Source organism: Idiomarina sp. (assembly GCF_019431395.1).
Taxonomy (GTDB): Bacteria; Pseudomonadota; Gammaproteobacteria; order Enterobacterales; family Alteromonadaceae; genus Idiomarina.
Genome location: NZ_CP080268.1, coordinates 2,660,975 through 2,682,815, shown reverse-complemented (window position 1 = coordinate 2,682,815; position 21,841 = coordinate 2,660,975). Strand labels below are relative to the sequence as shown.

21 protein-coding genes are annotated in these 21,841 nt (G+C 49.3%); 1 reads left to right on the top strand and 20 read right to left on the bottom strand.

Annotation, left to right across the window (positions count from 1 at the left end):
• Positions 1 to 3 precede the first annotated feature (3 nt).
• From KZ771_RS12985 to KZ771_RS12910, 16 genes are all read right to left on the bottom strand, one after another.
• Complete coding sequence (locus KZ771_RS12985) at positions 4 to 468, bottom strand: prepilin-type N-terminal cleavage/methylation domain-containing protein (RefSeq protein ID WP_290653860.1); 465 nt, start codon at positions 466 to 468, stop codon at positions 4 to 6.
• 6 nt (positions 469 to 474) lie between these two features.
• Positions 475 to 999 carry a type II secretion system protein gene (locus KZ771_RS12980; protein ID WP_290653859.1) on the bottom strand — a complete coding sequence of 175 codons (525 nt, stop codon included), beginning with the start codon at positions 997 to 999 and terminating at the stop codon, positions 475 to 477.
• A 62-nt stretch (positions 1,000 to 1,061) separates the two neighbouring features.
• Entirely contained in the window at positions 1,062 to 1,703 is a 642-nt protein-coding gene (locus tag KZ771_RS12975; protein WP_290653858.1) for a prepilin-type N-terminal cleavage/methylation domain-containing protein, read from the bottom strand.
• Between the two features lie 75 nt (positions 1,704 to 1,778).
• Entirely contained in the window at positions 1,779 to 2,225 is a 447-nt protein-coding gene (locus KZ771_RS12970) for a hypothetical protein (protein WP_290653857.1), read from the bottom strand.
• Positions 2,225 to 3,505 (bottom strand): type II secretion system F family protein, encoded by a 1,281-nt coding sequence (locus KZ771_RS12965; protein ID WP_290653856.1) that lies wholly within the window; start codon positions 3,503 to 3,505, stop codon positions 2,225 to 2,227. Before KZ771_RS12965 ends, KZ771_RS12970 begins: the two co-directional genes overlap by 1 nt.
• On the bottom strand, positions 3,506 to 5,233 hold the full coding sequence (locus KZ771_RS12960; RefSeq protein ID WP_290653855.1) for a GspE/PulE family protein: 1,728 nt from the start codon (positions 5,231 to 5,233) through the stop codon (positions 3,506 to 3,508).
• On the bottom strand, positions 5,230 to 6,303 hold the full coding sequence (locus tag KZ771_RS12955; protein ID WP_290653854.1) for a tetratricopeptide repeat protein: 1,074 nt from the start codon (positions 6,301 to 6,303) through the stop codon (positions 5,230 to 5,232). Before KZ771_RS12955 ends, KZ771_RS12960 begins: the two co-directional genes overlap by 4 nt.
• Entirely contained in the window at positions 6,300 to 7,211 is a 912-nt protein-coding gene (locus KZ771_RS12950; protein ID WP_290653853.1) for an AAA family ATPase, read from the bottom strand. Before KZ771_RS12950 ends, KZ771_RS12955 begins: the two co-directional genes overlap by 4 nt.
• A gap of 8 nt (positions 7,212 to 7,219) precedes the next feature.
• Positions 7,220 to 8,908, bottom strand: a complete 1,689-nt coding sequence (gene mshL / locus KZ771_RS12945; protein ID WP_290653852.1) for a pilus (MSHA type) biogenesis protein MshL — start codon at positions 8,906 to 8,908, stop codon at positions 7,220 to 7,222.
• Positions 8,905 to 9,288, bottom strand: coding sequence for a hypothetical protein (locus KZ771_RS12940; RefSeq protein WP_290653851.1), 384 nt, complete (start codon positions 9,286 to 9,288; stop codon positions 8,905 to 8,907). Before KZ771_RS12940 ends, mshL begins: the two co-directional genes overlap by 4 nt.
• Positions 9,281 to 9,916, bottom strand: coding sequence for a hypothetical protein (locus tag KZ771_RS12935; protein ID WP_290653850.1), 636 nt, complete (start codon positions 9,914 to 9,916; stop codon positions 9,281 to 9,283). Before KZ771_RS12935 ends, KZ771_RS12940 begins: the two co-directional genes overlap by 8 nt.
• Positions 9,913 to 10,527, bottom strand: coding sequence for a PilN domain-containing protein (locus tag KZ771_RS12930; protein ID WP_290653849.1), 615 nt, complete (start codon positions 10,525 to 10,527; stop codon positions 9,913 to 9,915). The genes KZ771_RS12935 and KZ771_RS12930 overlap by 4 nt, the downstream gene beginning before the upstream one ends.
• Positions 10,527 to 11,411: a Type II secretory pathway component gene (locus KZ771_RS12925; protein ID WP_290653848.1), complete on the bottom strand. Its 885-nt coding sequence runs from the start codon at positions 11,409 to 11,411 to the stop codon at positions 10,527 to 10,529. The genes KZ771_RS12930 and KZ771_RS12925 overlap by 1 nt, the downstream gene beginning before the upstream one ends.
• A 221-nt stretch (positions 11,412 to 11,632) precedes the next feature.
• A complete protein-coding gene (locus tag KZ771_RS12920) occupies positions 11,633 to 13,252 on the bottom strand; it encodes a methyl-accepting chemotaxis protein (protein ID WP_290653847.1) in 1,620 nt (539 codons plus the stop codon).
• Positions 13,253 to 13,347: 95 nt separating this feature from the next.
• Positions 13,348 to 14,382 carry a dihydroorotase gene (gene pyrC, locus KZ771_RS12915; protein ID WP_290653846.1) on the bottom strand — a complete coding sequence of 345 codons (1,035 nt, stop codon included), beginning with the start codon at positions 14,380 to 14,382 and terminating at the stop codon, positions 13,348 to 13,350.
• Between the two features lie 74 nt (positions 14,383 to 14,456).
• Positions 14,457 to 15,038 (bottom strand): thymidine kinase, encoded by a 582-nt coding sequence (locus KZ771_RS12910; RefSeq protein ID WP_290653845.1) that lies wholly within the window; start codon positions 15,036 to 15,038, stop codon positions 14,457 to 14,459.
• Positions 15,039 to 15,094: 56 nt separating this feature from the next.
• Here KZ771_RS12910 and KZ771_RS12905 point away from each other — a divergent pair, with 56 nt between their 5' ends.
• Positions 15,095 to 16,321 carry an adenosine deaminase family protein gene (locus tag KZ771_RS12905; protein ID WP_290653844.1) on the top strand — a complete coding sequence of 409 codons (1,227 nt, stop codon included), beginning with the start codon at positions 15,095 to 15,097 and terminating at the stop codon, positions 16,319 to 16,321.
• A gap of 3 nt (positions 16,322 to 16,324) precedes the next feature.
• Here KZ771_RS12905 and KZ771_RS12900 read toward each other — a convergent pair whose 3' ends face one another.
• The 4 genes from KZ771_RS12900 to KZ771_RS12885 are packed head-to-tail and all read right to left on the bottom strand — an operon-like array spanning position 16,325 to position 21,766.
• Positions 16,325 to 18,778, bottom strand: coding sequence for a GGDEF domain-containing phosphodiesterase (locus KZ771_RS12900; RefSeq protein WP_290653843.1), 2,454 nt, complete (start codon positions 18,776 to 18,778; stop codon positions 16,325 to 16,327).
• Positions 18,778 to 19,731 carry a hypothetical protein gene (locus KZ771_RS12895; RefSeq protein WP_290653842.1) on the bottom strand — a complete coding sequence of 318 codons (954 nt, stop codon included), beginning with the start codon at positions 19,729 to 19,731 and terminating at the stop codon, positions 18,778 to 18,780. Before KZ771_RS12895 ends, KZ771_RS12900 begins: the two co-directional genes overlap by 1 nt.
• Positions 19,732 to 19,752: 21 nt before the next feature.
• Positions 19,753 to 20,343, bottom strand: a complete 591-nt coding sequence (gene ssb, locus KZ771_RS12890; protein ID WP_290653841.1) for a single-stranded DNA-binding protein — start codon at positions 20,341 to 20,343, stop codon at positions 19,753 to 19,755.
• Positions 20,344 to 20,386: 43 nt separating this feature from the next.
• Entirely contained in the window at positions 20,387 to 21,766 is a 1,380-nt protein-coding gene (locus KZ771_RS12885; protein ID WP_290653840.1) for an MFS transporter, read from the bottom strand.
• Between the last annotated feature and the right edge of the window lie 75 nt (positions 21,767 to 21,841).

Below are 21,841 nucleotides of genomic sequence, written 5' to 3'. Positions count from 1 at the left end.
ATGTCAGCAACTGTGAATGTAGCCTTCGCTTTCTATACACAAAGCGCGACTGCTGGTGCTATCTGAAAATGTTAATTGGCAGCCCCCTGCGCAGGCAAGCTCCGGGCGGCCAAAGCCATCAAAAGCGATGGATGCAGGTAAACCGGACGTGTTAAGAGTTACCGCAACACCGTCGGTATCAACAAGACGATCCGGTTGCTCTGCCGCGTTAATAGCCAGAACAAAGCCACTATTGCAGTCACCGGATGTCGCTGCACCCAACCTGTTCTGAGCAATAACCCCACCAACACACTGATCGGTATTCTGCATCGCCTGATTTTGCAGGTTACGCAAAACAGAAGCGGCGCGTTCCCGCACCGCTCTGCTTTGCACGCCGTCGTCACCAATAAACACCGGTGCGGCCGCTGCCGCTAATATGCCAATGATCACCAAAATGATGACCAGTTCGATGAGAGTGAAGCCTCTCATTGGGGATTAGCAGCCTGAAGTATCAACCGCAATTTCTGGACGTGTGCCATCGGTTGCCTCTGTATAACTTACATAGCACTCATTAGTTCCATCAAGAGTCTCAGGCAACGTCACAACGTCAATAGGCGAAATGTAGACAACATTTGCGGCTGGATCTGTGTTTGACTCAACAGTGTAGACCCAGTCATATTGACTAGTGTCAGTGCCAGCACCAGCAGCTCCAGTGATCGCCTCAAGTTGTGAGGCAGCAACAATGCCGGCCTGACTTGCCGCTGGGTAACCAAATACGGTATCGATTCCTTCGACCGTAACAGGGGCCGCTTTAGTGCCATCGAGACTGCCATCTACAGCAGCTCTAGCGTATATCGTCTGTGATGCACCTTGAAGTGAGCCTTTCAGACCCTTAACTGCAGATGATCTCGCGTCCGTTGAAAAATCTACAAACTGAGGCGCTGCAGTTACCGCCAAAATCCCCAGAACGACAATAACAATGATCAGTTCGATCAGGGTAAAACCTTTTTGATTGCGCATTTTTGTACTCTCTTTCGTTAGTAATTGTAAAACTTACGTTAGCGTATAGCAGTAATTATGCCTTAATTATTACTGCTGTAAACTGTCACACCGCCATTACGCGGGTTGTAGACAAAATTATTGCCGGTTGTCAGAAAATCGTCGTCGGTTGGCGTCGATTCTAAATTCTTTATGGTGTTGGCTAAATAAAACACACAGACTTGGTTGCCACCACCGCTGACCGGGCTGGTCGCGACATTAGCGTAATAGCGGTTCTCACCTAGATTCGGGTAGCTGTCTGTAACAGTAGGCGACCCCTGCAGGATATTCTGCATCAAGCTCACGCAGTCCGCCGCAGTCAGATTCTCGTCATGTGCGCCGGCATTAGCAAGCGCTGTGACTGGATAACCGGTATTACCATCCACATAAATAGGAATAGAGTCGAGCTCAACCTGTGCGCCTGCGCCGGTACTTTCATTACCGCGTGGTCTACCACGCAACTCCCATTCACCGCGGACAATACCCACGGCACTCGCAAAACCACCGGCAACACCCTCGACAGCGGAATCTTCTGCGTCTGCCGACACGTCGGTAAAGCGCGGCAAGGCAGAGGCTGCCAGTAAGCCGAGGATAACCACCACGATAATCAACTCGATGATGGTAAAGCCGCGCTGACGAGTTGCCGTAACGCAATTGGCTGATTCTTTTTTTAACTGGACTATCACGTTAAAAGCCACTTTATAACCTTACTATGTATAGTGTTATTGTATAACAAACATTCAACGTCTGCGACCACATTTTTAATGCTGAACTGTCTGTCCGGTACGCGCGTTATAGCTAAACCTTGTTTTACCCTCGAGCCGATAATTACAGATCGAGTTTTCCTCTACGGCTACCAAGCCACGCTCTAACCCTTGACCGGTTAAGTTAAACCACAATGCGTCGCACCCTTCAGATACGTCAGGCCAGCCGTGTCCGTTTACCTTTATAGCAACGGTTTCATCGTTAGTCGTGGTCAGCAGCACTGACTTTGGTTTGCCCTGTGCCATCCAGCGGGCCCGGATTAGCCCCACGTTCTGGCTAAAGCGCTGCTGTGCAACACTCAACTCTGCCTGCTGCCAGGACGCTGAATCGGAGTTAAACCAATAGCGCAGCAATACCGCCGTTAATATGCCAATAACCATCACTACAACGATGTTTTGCAACAACCGCATAGCCGAGCGCTGTTGCTGGTCATCGCGCGTCATTAGCGGCCCTGATATGCACTCATCATATCCCACATAGGCGTGAAAATACCCAACGCCAGAATCAATACCATAACCGCAACGATAGCAATCATTACCGGCTCAATACGCGCGGTTAAGGTTTTCAGATCGTAATCAGTTTCACGCTCATAATATTCCGCAACTTCCTGCAACAATACGTCAATGCGGCCGGTTTCTTCACCCACCATAATCATCTGCATGATGAGCGGTGTAAAGAGTCCCGACTGACGTGCTACCCGCGACAAATTGTCACCCTTCTCGATACCGCGGCGCATATCAATCACGCGTTTTTCCATCCACGCGTTATCTACCGCCTCAGCAACCAGTGACAAAGCTTGAGTGAGTGGCACGCCGGCCTTTAACATTACCGAAAAACTACGGGCAAAGCGCGCCAGCATAGAGCGCTCCAATATACTGCCGACAATAGGTACTTTTAACTTGAGTCCGTCCCACAGTTGGCGGCCTGCCGGCGTCGCCACATAAAACCGCACACCAATCACCGCGCCGACCATAGCCACCAGCATTAACGGCCAAAACTGCACAAAAAACTCAGACATGCCGAGCAGTACTTGCGTCGCCCAGGGCAGCTCTACTTTAAAGCGACTAAACATCGACGCGAAGGTCGGTATAACGAAAATATTCAGCACGAACAACGCAATAATCAGCGCAATAAAAACAAAATTCGGATAACGGGTAGCCGACTTAATTCGTTTGCGCGTGTCCTGTTCCTTTTCCAGATATAGCGCCAACTGCTGGAATGACTCTTCCAGTTGCCCGGTATTCTCGCCAACATGCACGATGGCAATAATCAACTTGGGAAAAACCGCAGGATATTGCGCCAATGCTGACGACAAATTACGACCTTTCTCGAGTTGACTATGCACGTCTTTGAGCGTGCTTTTTAAGCGCCGGTTCTGAGTAGTATCACTGAGCCCTTCGATAGCCCGCAAAATTGGAATACCGGCGTTGGTTAAGGAGTACATTTGCCGACAAAAAATAATCAACTCATCCAGGCTGACCTTGGGTTGTAAAGCGGCAGTAAGTTTTTTCGTCCAGGGACTGCTCGGCAACGAACCTGACTTGTCATCATAATTTCTGCTTCTGACGGCGTTACTGGCATTACGGCGAGTTTTACTGATATCCACCGGAATCAGGCCTTGCTTCATAATCGCATCAGCAGCACCACGCGAGTCTGAAGCTTCAATAACACCCTGGGTAAGTTCACCCTGATTAGTCCTCGCTTTGTAGCGAAAGTTAGCCATTTAGCTTACCTCCGCAGGCGTATCTTCGACACTTTCAGCCAGGAACAACACCTCAGGTACCGAGGTAATGCCCTGTTTAGCATAATCCAGTGCCACATTGGCCATTGAACGAAAACCTTTGGCTTCTCGTGCTGCCTGCGCAAAAGCCTGAGTTTGGTTTTCACGCAGCGCATCCATCATAGCGCGATTCATTTCCAATAATTCAAAAACACCAATTCGACCACGATACCCGGTGTGATTGCACGACTGGCAACCTTTACCAAGCCGATAATCGGCACTGCCCGAGCCGACCTCAAGGTGCTCCAGAATTTCTTTCTCGGACTCATCAGGCTGATAAGGCTGCGCACAATTCTCACACACGCGACGCACTAAGCGCTGTGCCAGGACACCCCGTAGCGCTGCAGCAACCAAATAAGGCGGTGCGCCCATATCCATCAAACGCATGGCGCTGGTTATCGCATCGTTGGTGTGCAAAGTCGACAACACCAGGTGACCGGTAATCGAGCCGCGCAGACCAATTTCTACGGTTTCGTGGTCACGCATCTCACCGACCATGATGATATCGGGATCCTGCCGCAAAGTGGTACGCAGCACGCGGGCAAAGTCGAGGCCTATTTTACTGTTAACCTGAACCTGAGAGATACGCGGCAAACGATACTCAACCGGATCTTCGACAGTGATGACTTTTTTGCCCTCGGTATTTAACTCACTTAGCGCACCATATAGCGTGGTGGTTTTACCGGAGCCGGTCGGTCCGGTAACCAACAACATACCGTGGGGTCTGTTAATTAGCGCCCGAATACGCTTAAGAATATCCTCCGGCATGCCTGTTTGATCAAGCGACAACAGTCCATCGGACTGGTCCAGTAAACGCATAACACAGGATTCACCATACTGGGTCGGCATAGTCGATACACGCACGTCAATGCTGTGTTTTTTTACCTGAATATTAAAGCGTCCGTCCTGTGGCAGCCGACGCTCAGAAATGTCCATCCCGGCCATCAGTTTTAATCGCAGCACCAGGGCGTTGGCAATATTGGTTTCTTCCAGGATATTTTCCTGTAGCACGCCGTCTATACGCTGCCGGATGCGCAGCATTTTATCGTCGGGTTCGATATGAATATCCGAAGCGCGAACGTCAACTGCATCCTCAAACAGTGTTTTTAACAGCTTGGCGACCGTAGCCTCTTCGCCTTCCTCTTCGAGGCTCAGTGCACCTAGCTCAAACTCAGAGGTTTCTTCGTATTCGTCTTGTAGTTGGCTGGCAAACGTCTCGATTTCTTTGCTGCGGCGGTACAAAGTATCAAAGGCTTCCATCAGTTGCGCTTCGGGCACTACCGCGATCTCAATCTCGCGCGGTGCTAACTGTTGCGATATCGTATCGATGGCTGACAAGTCAGCCGGATCACTCATCCCCACTAACGCACGTTGCTCATCGGCCTCGATAACCAGAGCCCTGTGACGGCGAGCCTGTACTTCGGGTAACAGTTTAAACGTTTGCGCGGGAATTTTTCGCTCGCTGATATCAAGCATCGGAATTTTTAATTGCTGCGCCAAAAATTCCAGTAACTGATGCTCACTCAGGTAGCCTAAATCAACCAGTGTTTTACCCAGTTTACGGCCGCTTTCACGCTGTCTTTCTAAGGCTGACTGTAGCTGACTTTCAGTAATAACTTGTTCGTGAACAAGCAAGTCACCCAAGCGCATTTTCAGGCGAGGTCGCTTCATGGAGCCTCCGGTGAGCTGCCTAACTGCTGCAGACGCGTTTGTACAAACTCTACACTGGGTTGATGTGAGAGGTGCTCCAGGGCACGCTCATACGCGGTTATGGCGGTCGCGGGGTCAATCTGCTCTAAAGCAATCGCCTGACCCAGATACCAGCGTCCATTAGCCGGTTGTGCCTGAGCCAAACTGCCGTAGCTTTCTGCCGCCAGCTCATATTGTTCGAGCTGCTGTGCTAACTGCGCCTGCAACTGATAGTATTCAAGGTTATCCGATACCCTTGGAGCCGCCTTGCCCAGTAACAATAGCGCCGCCTGATGCTGACCCTCTTTTTGTAGAATTTTAGCACTCAGCAGCCGTAATGAGTGCGCATCAGGTTGACGCTTAAGGCCGTCATTAAGAGTGACCAGAGCCTGACTAATTTGACCACGACCGTACTGCAGCGCGGCAAGCTTTTGGCGGTAATCTAAATTTGTTGGCAGCACCATGACAGCATTCTGCCAATGCGATTCCGCATCACTTAAACGTCCCTGCTGCTGAGCATTGTCGGCTTTTTCCGCATGCTGCGCGGCAACTTGCTGCGGCGACAAGTTAACCGGTTGTTTAACAAAAACTGGTTCGCTTTGCCGCGGCTCATCAGCTTTAGCATCGGCTACATCGTTTGCTTCGTTCTCAGGTGACGCTTGGGCTGGCCTACTATTCGGTTCATTCGGCAACTTTAGTTGCGGCGGTAATTGCAACGGCTGTTCTGCCATCTCAACGGCCGGTCCAGTCGTCGATGTTTTAACGGGCTCAGGTTGAGCTTGTTGTTGTGCAGACTGCGGACGGTAGGGCTTAATCGGCTCTGGTATCGATTCTTGTACCAATTCTGCTGCCGGTTCACCGGCTGATTCAGTAGTCAACCATTGATAGCCCCACAACGCGACTATTACCGAGATAATAATCGCGGATACCCACCACAACCAGCGCTTAGGCCGGCCATTATCAGCCGCCACAGCAGAGCTGCTGTCGGCAGCATCAAACGGTTTGCGACCGCGTCGATCCAGATCCTTTAAGACTTTATTGATTACGCTCACGGTAACCAGGCCCCACGCCAGAAATAAGCAATGCCAGCGACGCCAATAACAATCAACGGCAGAGCAAACCACCACCAGCGTATAGGCTGGCTAACATCACGCGTGTCTTCTGTATCCCGTACTGCTAATTTTAAATCTTTTTGGGTTAGTGCATGCCGACCTTCGCCGTAGGCCAGTAATAGCATCTTGTGACACAACATATTAACCAAGCGAGGGATACCACGGCTTGCCTGATGTAGCCGGCGGACAAGTTTCTGATGAAATATTGGCGTCCCCTTGTACCCTGCGACACTCATACGGTGAGCGATATAGGTACTAAGTTCAGTTACGTTCATGGCGGTAAGTGAGTGCGAAAAGCTGATACGCTGACGCAGCTGCCTAAACGCTTTTAGGCTGAGGCGCTCATCTAATTCCGGCTGGCCGATAAGAACAATGTGAACGAGTTTACGCTGTTCTGTTTCCAGGTTCGATAATAACCGCAGCGCTTCCAGGCTTTCTTCAGGCAGCGCCTGCGCTTCATCAATTAATATCAGTACCGACTTACCTTTTGCGCTAATTTCTAATAATTTTTGCTGCAATGCTCGTGCAAGCTTTTGCTGGTTGGAAAGCCCTTTGGTCGACACCCCCAGCTCTTCTGCGATCGCTAACCGTAACTCGCCAGGGTTAAGATAGGAATCAGGAATATAGGCGGTCTCGAAAAAGTCAGGGACTTCGTTAAGCAAACGCCGACAGAGCAAGGTTTTACCGGTGCCGACCTCGCCGGTAATTTTGATGAACCCTTCACCTGTTTTTAGCGCAGTCGATACCACCTCGAATGCTTCGTGATGACTATCTAAATCACAATAAAACGCCGTATTTGGCGTAATAGTGAAAGGCAGCTGCGTCAGTCCGTAGTGATATAAGTACATGATTTTTCTTATTGCGCTGCAGTGTTCAGTTCAGGAAACCAGGTTTCCAGCAACTCCTGTGAACGACGCAATTCTTTGCGCCAGGTATCAACCCCAATCACCGTGGGTTTAATTAAAATAACCAGTTCCTTCTTTTCCTGGGTATTACGGCGATTTTTAAATAAGTTCCCGACTAGTGGTAAATCTCCTAACAGCGGTACCTGCCCCACCTCTTCAGACGTGGATGTTTGCATTAACCCGCCCAATACCACGATCTCGCCGTTACGCGCTTTAACGATGGTATCCGATTCGCGAATGTTGCTGCGAGCTAACGGCAGTACCAGTTCTCCTTCGGTAAGGGTTATGACCTTTTGTTGTTCCCTTGTTTCGACAACGGATGGATGCACGTGCAAAATAACTTCACCGTTGTCACTAATTTGCGGCGTCACGTCTAACGAAATACCCGAGAAAAACGGTGTCAAATCGACGTTAGAATTAGCAAAATCATTGCTGCCACTGTTACTTAAATTAGTCGATGACGTTACGTTAGTCACATAATATTCGTCTTCACCAATCTTAATCACGGCCTTCTGATTATTGGCCGCACTAACGCGCGGATTAGACAGCACCTGAACACTACCTTGTGTTTGCAGCATTTCAATCACACCGGTAAAGTTCTGGTCTCTGAAACTTAACCCAAACAAGCCGCCAATCGCCGCCGATGTTTGGTTTCCCGGCGTTGCCCCATTAAAGGTAACGTCAAAGCCACTGCCGACCGAGTCCAGCTCAGACCAATTAATTCCTTGCTGATAGGAGTCGTTGAGCGTGACTTCAATGATTCGGGCTTCCAGAATCACCTGTCGCTGCAAACGGTCTTCCAGCGTGCGGATAAAATCGCCAACCGCTCGCAGTCTATTCGGCGGTGCAGTAACGCTGACCAAGCCGGCCTGCGGCGACAGCACAATACTGCCATCACTGCCAACAACGCCCTGTAACATCTCTTCCAGATCGTCCCACAGCGCGGTTTGTGACTGTGTTATTACGCTGGAGCCATTGCCCTGCATTTGGTTTTGACCAAATTGCGAGGACTGCTGCTGGTTGTTATTACCACCCAAAGGGCTAAGCCCGGCAGCGCTGTTTTGATTACCCGAGTTGCTATTACTATTACCCAGGCCACTGCCGTTATCTCTTTCCTGACTTACTCCACCGGAAGATATTTCGGTTTGCGATAAACCAAAACGACGCAGTGATAAATAGTCGAGCTGGAACGTTTGGGTACGAACCCCCGCCGGGTAAATTTGAATCATACGATTATCACGACGCACCTCGTAGCCATACATATCAGCGATAACGTCTAGTGTTTCGTCGACTGTCACGTCTTTTAAGTTAACAGAGATCTTACCGGATACATTAGGATGAACCACGATGTTGTAAGGCGAATCTACGCCCAGACTATGGAAGAACTCTTGTGCGTCGACCTGCTTTGCCTGTAACACAAAACGCGGTTCGTCCAACAACGCTGCGGCACTGTTATCAACTGTCGTACTACCTTGCAAAAAGGCCTGAACATCAGACGGAATGCCCTGTTGACTGGCTGACTTTGCCTGTTTCGGTGTGTCGGGTGTTAACGCATCATTGGCAGCCTTTGGCGAGTGCGTCGGCTGATAGGCACAAGCTGCCATTACAAGTGCTGTTAGAGCCAAAACCACATACTTCATTGACTTCCCTCATTAATCACTTGTTTTAATGATTTAAATAGCTGCAATTGCACGCGCTCTCCTGTCGAACTCATTAACTCCACCTGGTTCGGCAAAATCTTCACTACTCGATAGTTACCTATTTTATCTCCGGCTGCAACGGTGTTGCCGTTTATTACTGCTGATTGGCTATCTTCGCCAAACCGAATGCGGGTCAAGTGGAGCCCCGCGTCTGCATCAAGCTGACTCACTTGCTGTTGTGAGCGCCAGGCCATCGGCATGGTTGGATCTCGCAGGGGTTTAGCCTGTTGCGACTGCTGCGCGACAACGGTAGGTGCCGTTGAAATGGCAGCAACGGCCAAAGCAATCATAACCCGATAACTCAATACCTGCTTAGGCACTGATAAACTCCTTATCAGTACTCAACAATGACCAGGATAACGTCACCTCCGCTTGCGGGTACATCAGCACCTCATACTTAAAGGTCTGCCATTGTGCCTGAGGATATGACTCCAGCAAGGTTTGTAAAAACTCAAATACGTCGAAGTATCCGCCACGATAGCGCACCTGTACTTTGTGTTCATACAAAGCGACGGATTGTTGTTGATGCAACACTTTGGGTTTCTGTGTATCCAAATCCAATAATTCAATGGCATCGGGAGTGTTGAGCAGGCCCGTCAAAAACGCCTGTCGTTGGCTAACACTCATCAATTGTTGCTGTTGTTGTAATTGTTCTTCGATTGCTGAACGCTGCTCACGCAAACCATCAATCTTTTCCAGTAGCGGGCGATCGATATCAACTGCCAGAGCCTGCTCGGTCATTGCAATAGATTCCTGCAAGTTGCGTTGCTGCTGTAACGCTTGTAGCCGCTCGCGTTGCAAACTAGCATCGGTATTGATTAATGGCGCCACGGCAAAACGAATAATGGGTAAACAAGTCACCACAATAGCTGCCAGCAAAACTAACCAACGTCTTGAAGCTGGCCATTGCGCAAACTGCTTTTGTAACTCATTCCAGTTAACCGTCATTGTGCAGCCTCAGAAACTGATTCGTTATCACGTTTGCTACGCAACGTAAAAAGCTGCTGTCCCTGCTCATCTCTTGCCAGCTCAACCATCGCAAAAGCGGTTCGCGACAGTAACTCCGTGTCGCTAAAGCGCATCATCCATAATGCCAGACGATTTGAACGGCCCGCCGCGCCTTGTAATTCAATAATGCCTTCCGCGGTTAAACCAAAACGAGTCAACCAAAGACCTTCCGGAGTTATTTCTGCTAATTCACGCATTAACGTAACCGGTGTGTTGACTGCTCGGGTATCAAACCCTTGCAGTAGTTTAAGTAACGCTTGCCGATCACTCACTCGCTGCTCTAATTCCTGTTTTTGTTGCTGTAAACGCGGGCTTGGTTGTCGGTTTTCAAGTCGGCTTTGTAAGCTTGTCAGTTGCTCGGTTAACTCACTATTGCGGGCTTGTAATTGATCTAACGCCGAACGATCTGAACCTGCGGTAACGCTCAGCAATAACCACGCCAATAAACACAACACAATCACCGCGGAAGTAGCGGTCAATGCTCTGGCTAACGTCAGCGTGCGCTTAGTCGGCTTTACGTCGCCCTTATACCAGTTAACGGTCTGCTTCATTAAGCAACCTCGCTACGACTTTTATTAGCTTCCGTCTCGCTATCAAGCATCTGTTGCAACGCAGCAATAGCCGTCAGATCAGTATAATCGCCTTCGGCCAACTCATACGCCCATGCCGGATACGCAAACTTTTCGCAGGCGACTGCCAATAACTCGTTAAGCGTGGCGGTTACTTTATCCAGTTGTCGGTGCTCAAAAGCACAAGTGACTTGAGCCACCTGGGCCTGGCGCAGTTGACTCTCGTAATAGTCCATCGACCGCTGAACTTCAGTTGCTAAAGGTTCCAACGCGCCGGCCTCGATTTCATCACCGCTGTATTCAGATAACGGCCTTAACGCGCGCAGCTGTCGGGAAAAGGCTAACCGTTTTTTATGGTAAATTTGTATCAGGTAACCTTGTTCGTCATTTTCATAAATAACCAAATGACCACGCGCACTGTTATCAATCAATGCGGCTAAAACTGTCTCGGTGGCAGTGATGCTCTGTAGCTTTAACTTGTATTGCTCAATAGCGGCAACCCATCGCTGCAGGCTATCTTTTGCCGTTGCCAATGCGACAATGTTCTTGGAGCCGGCCGCATGAAACGGGAGCTCGTAGTAATCAATGGCTGCATTGTCCGGCGAATAACTCATCAGCTCTTTTAAACTGAACTTGAGGCTATCTGCTATTTCTGCCGCCGGCACCGACGGTGGTTCCACCTGAATACTTTCGTATAGCTGTGGCGCCAATACGAGTGTCGTTGGGGTCGACTCGAGGTTAAGTTTTTTGTACTTACTGAAGAAATCAGCGACCACACGCTCAGGCTGCTCTGAAGGTAACGGCAAAACGTCGTTAAGAATTGGTTCGATGGAAGTCGATTCAGCTTCTGCTGCGGACTTCCCCAAAAAAAATCGTGCCTTGGTATGACTGACAGCGACTGCCAACCGATAACGACTCGAATTTTTCCGGTTAAAACCCAGCACTTAGCGCAAAAACCTTTATTTTTATGATTTGTTATATGGTATCAGAGTCATATTGAATAAGTGAACAAAAAACAACAAAAAAGCGAGGGATTTATGAGCATACTCATAAATCCCTGATGGTGTTCTGCGTTTTGGGACTTTGATTAAAACTTAAACTGGCTCACTGCCTTGCCCAGCTTGCTCGCCAGGGTTTGCAGCTGATGTGCTGTGGCGCTGGTATGCTGTGTGGCTTCTTTATTTTGGTCAGCCATGTCAGAGAATCGCTCGACATTGCGCGCAACCTCATCACTAGCCGCATTTTGCTCGCCTAACGCGTCGCTAATATCCTGCACGACTTGCAACACGCGGTCAAAGCTTTCGCGAATTTCGGTAATTGCCTGCCCGGTCATAGAGGCGAGCTCAACCCCCTCCTCGACCTCACTGGCACCGCGTTCCATTTGTTTCACGCTGGCCTGAGTACCGCTTTGAATCTTCGCCACCATCGTCTCGATTTCATCGGTCGACTCGCTGGTACGTTGCGCCAGGCTTCGCACTTCGTCCGCGACCACCGAAAAGCCACGCCCTTGCTCGCCCGCACGCGCTGCCTCTATCGCCGCATTTAGCGCCAATAGATTAGTTTGGTCAGCAATAGACTTAATGACGTTAACGATAGAGGTTATTTGTTCCGACTGTTGTTCCAGTTCAACCAGCTGCTGCGAGGTCTGTTTGGCTGCATCGCTAATGCGGTTAATGGAACTGATCATCTGCTCGATAACTGCCGCACTTTGCTGCGCATTTTGACTGGAACTTTCCGATATTTCGCGCGCTTCAGCCGCATTTTCTGACACGTGATTAATGCTGGTACTGAGCTCTTGTATCGAGGTCGCAATGGTTTCGGACGCGTTTGTCTGCTCGTTAGATGAGGCAGACAACTGCTCCGCGGTGCTTGCCACCGACTGGCTTGCGGTATCGAGCTCCGTGGAAGCGGTTTTAATTTCTCCCATCATCGCACGCAACTGTGTTTGCATCGTTGCCATTGCTGACAAGAGTTCGGCGATTTCGTCGCGGCCATCATCGTCGACGTTAACATTGAGGTTACCGTCGGCAATGGCGGTGGCGACACGCATGGCCTCGTCTATGCGACTGGCCAACTGACGGCGGAACAACAAGGCGGCGCCAACAGCTACTAAGGCTACAATTAACCCGCCGATTATCACGATGCTATACACTAAAGTGGCAGCGGTATCGGCCGCTTGACTTCGTTGAACTAATAAATCTTGTTCCTCAGCAATAAACGCATCCATTAATTGGCGCAGTTGATCCATGCCTTCTTTTCCTCGCCCCTGCTTAACCAGGTATGCTGCCTGGTCAAGCCCCATAGCACCAGGGCCGTATTGCGTACGAATATCGATGGGCGGATCAATAGCTTCAACTAACCATTGTTGGTAAACTTCTTCGACCTTAGCAAGACGTTGCTGTTGCTCGGGATTATCGGATGTGAGTTGTTGCAACGATCTAAGATTACGTTCTACCCCCTCTTTACCATCAAGGTAAGGCTGCTGGAATTCCTCTGCCCCGCTAATAACATAACCTCGTTGGCCACTTTCTATATTTAAAAAGTGTTTGACCAAGTCTTCCGCTTCGCTGATAACCGTAAAGGTGTGTTCAGCTCGCTGGGTGGTCTGTACCATATTCGACACACTGTAAATCACAGTACCGATAAGCCCCGCCAGCACCACGACGATAACGCCAAAAGCGACGATCAGTTTATGTATTAGCTTCATGCAGTAAGTTCCAACTGGTCTAATTAGTTTTACTATAAACTCACTATCGACAGATAACGATAGTTCTTCAGTAAAACTTAACTTTTACTCAACAGCTATTTTTTAATCTGCCACTGCAGTTTTTTACCTGCATAGTAAGGCACGATAGCTCCATCGGCGGTATCCAGTGTCGCTGGAAGTTGCCATTCGTCGCGTACTAACGTGACCTTTTCTTGATTTCGCTCAAACCCATAAAAGTCTGCACCAAATACCGAGGCAAAGTTTTCCAGTTTATCCAGTGCGTCGTGCTGGCTAAAGAATTCTGCATACAACTCAAGTGCAGCGGGCGCTGAGTAACAGCCGGCGCAGCCGCAGACGGTTTCTTTATTCGCTTGTACATGAGGCGCTGAATCAGTACCCAGAAAGAATTTAGCATTACCCGATAACGCCGCCTGTTGCAGGCGCTGTTGGTGCTCGCGTCGTTTAAGTATCGGCAAACAGTAGTTGTGTGGGCGCACGCCGCCAACCAGTAAGTCGTTACGATTCATCAATAAGTGCTGCGGCGTCATGGTTGCTGCGACATTATCGTTAGCAGCCATGACAAAATCGACTGCGTCCCCGGTAGTAATGTGCTCAAGCACCAGCTTTAGCTGAGGAAACCTGGTGGTAATCGGCACTAAGTGGCGATCTATAAATACCTTTTCGCGGTCAAATATATCGATATCGTGGTCAGTAACTTCCCCATGCACTAGCAGCGGCACTTGCTCTTGCTGCATCGCCTCTAACACCGGAGCCAGGGCTTCTACAGATTTCACACCGGCTGCCGAGTTAGTTGTCGCCCCTGAAGGATAGAGTTTAAAGCCAATCACATGCGGGTTTTCAGCGGCGGCTTTAATTTCTTCGACAGTTGTTTCTGCAGTCAGGTAAAGCGCCATTAATGGCTGAAAACTCAATCCGTCTGGTAAGGCAGCAAGAATACGTTGCCGATACGCCAACGCCATTTCCACCGTAGTCACCGGCGGCACTAAGTTTGGCATCACCACGGCGCGATTAAACACCTGCGCGGACGCCGCCACGGTGGTTTTTAGTAATGCGCCATCACGTAAATGAAGATGCCAGTCGTCTGGGCGGGTAAGGGTAAGTTGCTGCATTTTGTGGCCTTTGGCTAAACTACGGAATGCACAAATTATACGCGAGTCGCTGTCAACCTGTCTAACTTCCTGAGCTAACGTAAGCCCATGGCTTGCTTCCAATGTTTGCGGCAACAGGACACATAGCGGTCGTTACCACCAATAGCCACCTGGGCGCCCATTTTTATCGCCTCGCCATTTTCGTCGACCCGCAGTGACATGGTTGCTTTGCGGCCACAGTGACAGATGGTTTTCATTTCGACCAATTTATCTGCCACGGCTAACAAGACCGCACTGCCGGGAAACGCGTTGCCAAAAGCATCAGTTCTGATTCCATAGCACATCACCGGAATATCATGCGTGTCGGACAGGGTAGTCAGCTGCCACACTTGTTGCTCCGTTAAAAACTGCGCCTCGTCAATCAGTACGCAATCGATGGCTGCCGCTTTATGATGTGCAAGTACCTTTTCGGTAAGGTCGCAGTGGCTCTTAAAACTCACTGCTTTGCGCTTTATCCCCAACCGTGACGCGATATTCCCCTCGCCCGCTCGATCATCGATCGCGGGCGTCATCAACAGCACGTGTTGGTCACGTTCTTCGTAGTTATGCGCCACTTGCAGCAGCGAGGTACTTTTGCCGGCATTCATTGCCGAGTAGGTAAAATACAAGGAAGCCATATTATTGTTTTTATGTCATCATGGTAAAAAGCAAATCTTACCGAGGAGCCAGTGATATGCAATACCCTGCCGAATTTATCCAAGCCATCCCTAAAGCCGACTTGCACTTACATTTGGACGGTAGCCTTCGCGCCAGCAGCCTTGTCGATATGGCTAAGCGCTCAGGTGTTGAGTTACCCAGCTACACCGAAGAAGGATTATTCGAGCAAGTATTCAAGTCTCACTACAATAACCTCGGTGAATATTTAAACGGCTTTCAGTATACCTGCGCCGTGTTGCGGGATCTGGAAAACCTCGAGCAGGCCTCTTACGAACTGGCGATTGATAACCAAAACGAAGGGGTCACCTATATCGAGGTTCGATTTGCGCCGCAGTTGTTAATGGATCCTTCTAAAGGCGTTACCTTTGACACCATAATGCACGTGGTAAACGATGGCTTGAAACGTGCTAAAACCGAATACAATCAGCGTGAAGACGTTAAAAATGGTGACAAGCCGCCATTTAACTACGGCATTATTAACTGCGCGATGCGTATGTTTGGTAAAAAAGGTTTCTCCCCTTACTACACCCAACTATTCCAACAACTACGCGACTTCGAGCCAATGCAGGTCATTCGCACTGCGGCCATGGAGTTAGTGCGCGCCAGCGTGCGTATGCGCGATGACGAAGGTCTGCCAATTGTTGGTTTGGATATCGCGGGTCAGGAAATTGGCTATCCCGCCAGTAAGTTCAAAGACGTGTATGAATATGCACACGAGAACTTCCTGTTAAAAACCGTCCATGCCGGTGAAGCTTATGGCGCCGAAAGTATTTTTGAAGCGTTAACACAGTGCCATGCGGACCGCTTGGGTCATGGCTATTCATTGTTCTCGCCGGAAATGACAGAAGACCCAAAAATTAAAGACCCTAAGGCCTACGGTGAAAAGTTAGCATCCTATATTGCTGACCAGCGGATTGCGGTAGAGGTGTGTCTTACGTCGAATATGCAGACCAATCCGAGCATTGGTGATATTAAGGACCATAACTTTAAGCACATGCTGGATAATCGTTTAGCGACCGTCATTTGCACCGATAATCGACTGGTTTCGAGGACAACGGTCAGTAATGAGTACCAGTTAGCGGTGGATAATTTTGATATCCCGCTGCACCGGTTAAAAGACTTGGTCGCTTACAGCTTTAAAAAGAATTTTTATCCGGGGGCTTATACCGAGAAACGCGATTACACCAAGCGTAACCTGGCTTATTTTGACAAGCTCGTTACTAAATTTGGTTTATCAGAGTAACCGCTATGTTAATGATGCCCGCCATTGCGTCACTTCGACCGGGCGGGCATAGTAAAAGCCCTGCATGACGACATTGGCATCGGTTTTAAATAGGAACTCTGCCTGCTTTTTAGTCTCTACGCCTTCAGCAACAACTCGCATACTCATATGATTGGCAATAGATATTACCGTTTCAATTACGCCGTCCCCGGCTCTCCGATCACCGATTGACTGTACAAAGCTTTGGTCTATTTTTAGCTCGTGAACCGGCAATTGGCTGATATAAGACAACGACGAATAGCCGGTACCAAAGTCATCGATGGAGAACTCTACCCCCTGCCGACTCAGGCCTTGCATTTTGGCCACCACGTCCGAGACATCGTCAATTAAGACACCTTCGGTGACCTCTAAAACTAGCGACTTACGGGGTATTTCATACTCTTTTATTAACGCATCAATCCAGTCTTCAAAGTCCGACTTACGAAAGTGACGCGCGCTAATATTGACTGAGATGCTTAGGTGCTTTCCTTGTTTTTGCAGATCAGCTAATAGTTGGCAAACCCGCGTTAACATCCAGCGGTCAACGTCAACGATAAGGTCTGACTGCTCGGCTACGGGTATAAATTTCCCTGGTGAAATCATGCCGTCGCGGGAATGATTCCAACGCACCAAAGCTTCAGCACTTACAACTTCACCGGAGTGAAGACATTGTGATTGCAGGTGCAACTCAAGCTCGTCTTTACTAATCGCATGGCGTAATTGTTTTTCGATCTCGAACTGCTGTTGCACTTGCTGACTAAACTTAGCTTTGTAAAACTCGAAGCTATTGCCGCCTTTGTGTTTAGCCTGATGCATTGCCGTTTCTGCCGACCGAATGATACGTTCAGCCTCAATTTTGCTGTGCATAATCACATTGGTTTCGGGGTAAATGACGCAACCAATACTGGCGGATATCTTCAGCTCTTCACGCATTACATGAAACGGCTGCTCTGTTGTCGCTAATAACAACTGTCCCACGGCTTCCGCCTTATTTTTGGCCGCCTGAATGCTACTGGCATCTTCCGGTAATAACACCGCAAATGCATCGGCGCCCAAATGCGCCAGCGTATGCTCACGCCCTTTCAGTTCCTGCTTCAGCCGCTCTGCAAAACGCTTAATAAGTTCACTACCAAACTCATAGCCACGTGCATCATTGATATGCTGTAAGCGATCCATATCAACCAACAGTAACGCACCATAATGTTTACCGTCATGAGCCGCCAAGACCTGCTGCATCAGTTCACTTAGGTGAAAACGGTTAGGCAGCGATGTGAGCGGTTCATAGTAAGCCAGAAAATGGAGCTTTTCCTCGTCAGCCTTACGCTCGGTAATATCCTCTTCGACACCGATAAAATGGGTAATACGGTCATTTTCGTCCAATACCGGGGTAATCGTAGCCCAAACCACGTAATTGCTGCCGTCTTTGCGTTTATTCAACAATTCACCGCGCCATGTTTCACCCAATTTAAGCTTGTTCCATAACCTTTCGTAGGTTGTTTCAGCGGTTGCACCTGACTGCAAAATGCGTGGGTTCTGGCCAATAAGTTCGCCCTTAGTGTAACCAGTGACGTCACTGAACGCCCGGTTTACGTACTCGATTTCACCCTCAATATTAGTGATTATGACACACTCGTTGCTTTGTTCGATGGCGGTATTAAGGTTCTTTAGATCGCTCAAGTATTGCGATCGATCGCGGGCTATTTGTTCTATAGTGCGCGCCATTTGCCCCAATTCATCGTTATCGGTTAGCGCAATATCGACGTCGCTATTAGTCAACCGAAGTTGTAAAACCCCCTGTTGTAATAGCTGCAATGGTCGCGTCAGTCGATGTTGCAAGTAAACTCTCAATAGCGACGCAAGAATAAACACCAATAGTAATTCACCCGCAAGCGCCCAGCGGCGCTGATAAATCGCGGCCTTCAGGCTGGTGTCATACTCATACGTCATTAGCAATGTCCAGGTTGCAACCTCTTGAGTCTGATTCGCACGCCCAACCAAGGGTGTTTTGGAATAAAACCGGTCTAAATCAGGTTCATAGACCACTAATGAGAATTTACCCGCTGGTGAGCTGAATGCCTCAGGCAACTCTAACTGTGCATGCTCAATCAGCCGCCCGACTTCACTTTTAAGGTTACTGAAAACCACCGAACCCTGCTCATTAAATATCAACGCACGGCTGACACGGCGATGCACTTCAAGCTCGGCTATAACCTCTTGCGCAAGCTCCGGATAGTCATAACGAATAATTCTATTCAGCGTAGCCTGCGAGGATAGATTCAGTGTTCTTAATTCGCGCTCTGCCAGGTTACGGTTTTCTAACTGCTGGTAATACAGCGTTAGCCAAACCAAAAAAACAAAGACCGCGACACTGACCGTAAAAACCAATAGCGTAATTCTGGTCGACAAACTGCGCCAAAAATTAACTCGTGCTTCAGCCATTAGTTTGCCCACCCATTGTCACAATAATCCAAGGATTGGCGCTTAGTCAGGTGGCCGGTTTCTAATAAAAATTGTTGCACCGATTTCAGCGTTTCAGATAAGTTAAACGCTTCAGAGTCTGTAGCGCCTACCAGCTCCAGATCCGCCAGCGCTAATACTAATTCTCGGCGTGACAAGCCCGTATTAACTGAAACAATACGAGTGACTTCAGGGGTTAGTGCTTTAAATTCGCTGACTGACGTTTGCCATAATTGCATTAATTTGGGTCGAATATGGCCGCCATGCCTGTCCCATACTGACTTTTTTATGACTAACAAGTCGACAATTTCGGCCGCAATCATGGAACTGTCGAATATAACCTCGCTGGGCATTCGTTCTAGCCTGCCAAGCACTGGATGGAAGGTTATGACGCCATCAACGGCCCCTGACTCAAAGAGTGAGGCGTGCATGTTTAGCGTGGCAACCGATGGCTGTATGGCTTTACCTTCAAACACCTCAAATTGCTTTGCCCGCTTTAACATATAGCCGCCTACGGCTGTTGCTTCATGCGCGATTCGTAATGGTTCAGGCTGCTCACGCCAGTCGGGGCGCATAATTAACCCATCACCACCCCGGGAGACATCGGTAACCACCGCGACACACAATTGCTCGTTAGTGCCTTGCTGATAGATTAATGCCTCGTCTAGAGTCAGAAAACCACCATCGAGTTGTCCTTCAGACATCAAACGTAATAGATTGGAAGTGGATGGCAACGAATGAATACTAAATTCAAGCTCGTTCACTGTTTGAGGGTTGAGCTCTTTCGCAACATAGAAAGGTTGATAACCGAGCCAATTGTTGCCGGCCAAGTTGACCGGCTCGTGCGGTGGCGAACAAGCAAGCAAAAACGCGCTGACAACCCAGATAAAGCCGCTTCTTAAGCAACTGTTAATGGATTTAGCAGCGCGTGACATAGTCAGCTGCTCCCTGCCAACCTAGAATGGTATATCATCGTCAAAATCTGACGAGCTGGGATCAAACGGCGCCGGCTGCTGAGGCTGTTGTTGAGGGCGCTGCTGCGGACTCGGCTGACCACCGCCGGTATTCGGGTTACCCTGTTGAGGCTGCTGCGGTTGCTGATTCTGCTGCGCTGGCTGTTGGTAGCCCTGATTAAAGCCTTGGTTGCCACCCTGGTTCATCGGCTGGCCCATGTTTTGATTTTGGTTTTGGCCCATGCCACCGCCGCCACGCGAATCCAGCATCTGCATTTCGTTGATGACGATTTCAGTGGTATAACGGTCTTGCCCGTCCTGCCCTTGCCATTTACGCGTCTGCAAGCGGCCTTCGACGTAGACTTTAGAGCCCTTTTTAAGGTATTCACCAGCAATTTCAGCCAGGCGTCGATAGGCGACACAACGGTGCCATTCGGTCTGTTCACGCGGTTCGCCGGTTTGCTTGTCTTTCCAGCTTTCGCTGGTTGCAATGGATAAGTTGGCAATAGCGGTACTATTCTGGGTATAACGAATTTCCGGGTCGGCACCTAAGTTACCGATAAGTATTACTTTATTGACACCGCGACTGGCCATGTTGCACTCCTGTTTAATTCCGTAACGTATTGAAAATTATAATTTAGTTTGTTGTTTGATACTGCTGCAAGAGACCTTGCACGGTCTTCTCATCATACTGCTTTTTATCGACTTTTAAATAACTAATTTCGTCATCCGGCGCGTAACGTACTTCCTCGACACCAGTAACCTCGGCAAGCGCCTGATTAAGGCCATTTCGCTGGCTACCGTTAACCGCCTGCAGATTAATCGTGACATTGGTTACCGGCTTAGGATTGGCCATCCATAACGTCGAAAACAGCCACAAGCCTAGTAGTGCCAGCGAAAAGATACCTAACCCCAGCGACTGATAATACTGTAAGACCCAGCCACCAACACTACCGCCAACAAAAGCGCCCAAAAACTGACAGGTTGCGTAAATACCACTGGCACTGCCTTTACTACCAGCCGGCGCGACACGCGTTAACAGTGACGGCAGCGAGGCCTCGAGATAATTAAAACCGGCAAAAAATATCAGTAGTGCCACCGCTAAACTCAGACCCGAGTGGCCAAAGACATCGCCAACAAATACGCCGCTGCACAGCATAATTAATGCTATTCGAAACCAGAACACCTGGTTATCAGTGCGTGAACTACGAATAATCATCGGCACCATCACGGCAATAGACAGCACGATAGCCGGCAAATAAAACCAGGCATGCGTCGAGGTCGCAAAACCGGCACTTTCCAGCTGCGTGGGTAAGGTGATAAACCACGCCGTAAGCACTGCATGCAATACAAAGACCCCGATATTGAGTTGCCATAACTGCGTATGTTTTAGCAATGATTTTAGTTCCGACGCGACCGGCAGTGCGTCACGCCTTGCACTTTGCGTCTGCGCCTTAGGTACGCTGAGCAATAAAATCACAATACCCAGCACGCCGGTACCGGCGGTAAACCAAAACAATCCGGATAATCCCAACGCGCCGCCTAACAGCGGCCCTGCCACCATTGCCGTTGCAAAGGCAAGTCCGATACACATGCCAATAACCGCCATGACCTTAGTGCGCTGTTGGTCACGCGATATATCTGCCGCTAATGCCAGAATTGCCGCAGCTACTGCGCCCAGCCCCTGAATTGCCCGGCCAATCGCTATACCCACCAGTGTGTCTGCCATAGCAGCTACCACGCTACCCATAATAAACACCAACAAGCCCAAAACGATAACCGGACGGCGCCCGATGCGATCAGACAACATGCCCATTGGAATTTGCAATAGCGCCTGGGTTAACCCGTAAGCCCCCAGCGTAAAGCCCATAAGTGCCGCACTGTAATCCGGGTATTCGCGCGCGTAGATCGCCAACACCGGCATGATCAAAAACAGCCCCAGCATCCGTATTCCAAATACTGATGCCAGCGCCAGCGCCGCTCTTTTTTCGGTATGATTAAGTGTTTGTTGTGACATGAACCACAGTTACTAAATTCTTCAATGATGACATTGTACCAGAAGCGGTCGGGTGTGCGATAATGATGTCAGAAA

What these genes read in the sequence shown, in the direction of transcription:
- KZ771_RS12970 (WP_290653857.1), bottom strand. Translation starts at nt 2,225, where the DNA reads ATGACGCGCGATGACCAGCAACAGCGCTCGGCTATGCGGTTGTTGCAA.
- mshL (WP_290653852.1), bottom strand. Translation starts at nt 8,908, where the DNA reads ATGAAGTATGTGGTTTTGGCTCTAACAGCACTTGTAATGGCAGCTTGT.
- KZ771_RS12900 (WP_290653843.1), bottom strand. Translation starts at nt 18,778, where the DNA reads ATGGCTGAAGCACGAGTTAATTTTTGGCGCAGTTTGTCGACCAGAATT.
- KZ771_RS12935 (WP_290653850.1), bottom strand. Translation starts at nt 9,916, where the DNA reads ATGACGGTTAACTGGAATGAGTTACAAAAGCAGTTTGCGCAATGGCCA.
- KZ771_RS12920 (WP_290653847.1), bottom strand. Translation starts at nt 13,252, where the DNA reads ATGAAGCTAATACATAAACTGATCGTCGCTTTTGGCGTTATCGTCGTG.
- KZ771_RS12885 (WP_290653840.1), bottom strand. Translation starts at nt 21,766, where the DNA reads ATGTCACAACAAACACTTAATCATACCGAAAAAAGAGCGGCGCTGGCG.
- KZ771_RS12905 (WP_290653844.1), top strand. Translation starts at nt 15,095, where the DNA reads ATGCAATACCCTGCCGAATTTATCCAAGCCATCCCTAAAGCCGACTTG.
- pyrC (WP_290653846.1), bottom strand. Translation starts at nt 14,382, where the DNA reads ATGCAGCAACTTACCCTTACCCGCCCAGACGACTGGCATCTTCATTTA.
- KZ771_RS12960 (WP_290653855.1), bottom strand. Translation starts at nt 5,233, where the DNA reads ATGAAGCGACCTCGCCTGAAAATGCGCTTGGGTGACTTGCTTGTTCAC.
- ssb (WP_290653841.1), bottom strand. Translation starts at nt 20,343, where the DNA reads ATGGCCAGTCGCGGTGTCAATAAAGTAATACTTATCGGTAACTTAGGT.
- KZ771_RS12965 (WP_290653856.1), bottom strand. Translation starts at nt 3,505, where the DNA reads ATGGCTAACTTTCGCTACAAAGCGAGGACTAATCAGGGTGAACTTACC.
- KZ771_RS12910 (WP_290653845.1), bottom strand. Translation starts at nt 15,038, where the DNA reads ATGGCTTCCTTGTATTTTACCTACTCGGCAATGAATGCCGGCAAAAGT.
- KZ771_RS12985 (WP_290653860.1), bottom strand. Translation starts at nt 468, where the DNA reads ATGAGAGGCTTCACTCTCATCGAACTGGTCATCATTTTGGTGATCATT.
- KZ771_RS12980 (WP_290653859.1), bottom strand. Translation starts at nt 999, where the DNA reads ATGCGCAATCAAAAAGGTTTTACCCTGATCGAACTGATCATTGTTATT.
- KZ771_RS12950 (WP_290653853.1), bottom strand. Translation starts at nt 7,211, where the DNA reads ATGTACTTATATCACTACGGACTGACGCAGCTGCCTTTCACTATTACG.
- KZ771_RS12895 (WP_290653842.1), bottom strand. Translation starts at nt 19,731, where the DNA reads ATGTCACGCGCTGCTAAATCCATTAACAGTTGCTTAAGAAGCGGCTTT.
- KZ771_RS12930 (WP_290653849.1), bottom strand. Translation starts at nt 10,527, where the DNA reads ATGAAGCAGACCGTTAACTGGTATAAGGGCGACGTAAAGCCGACTAAG.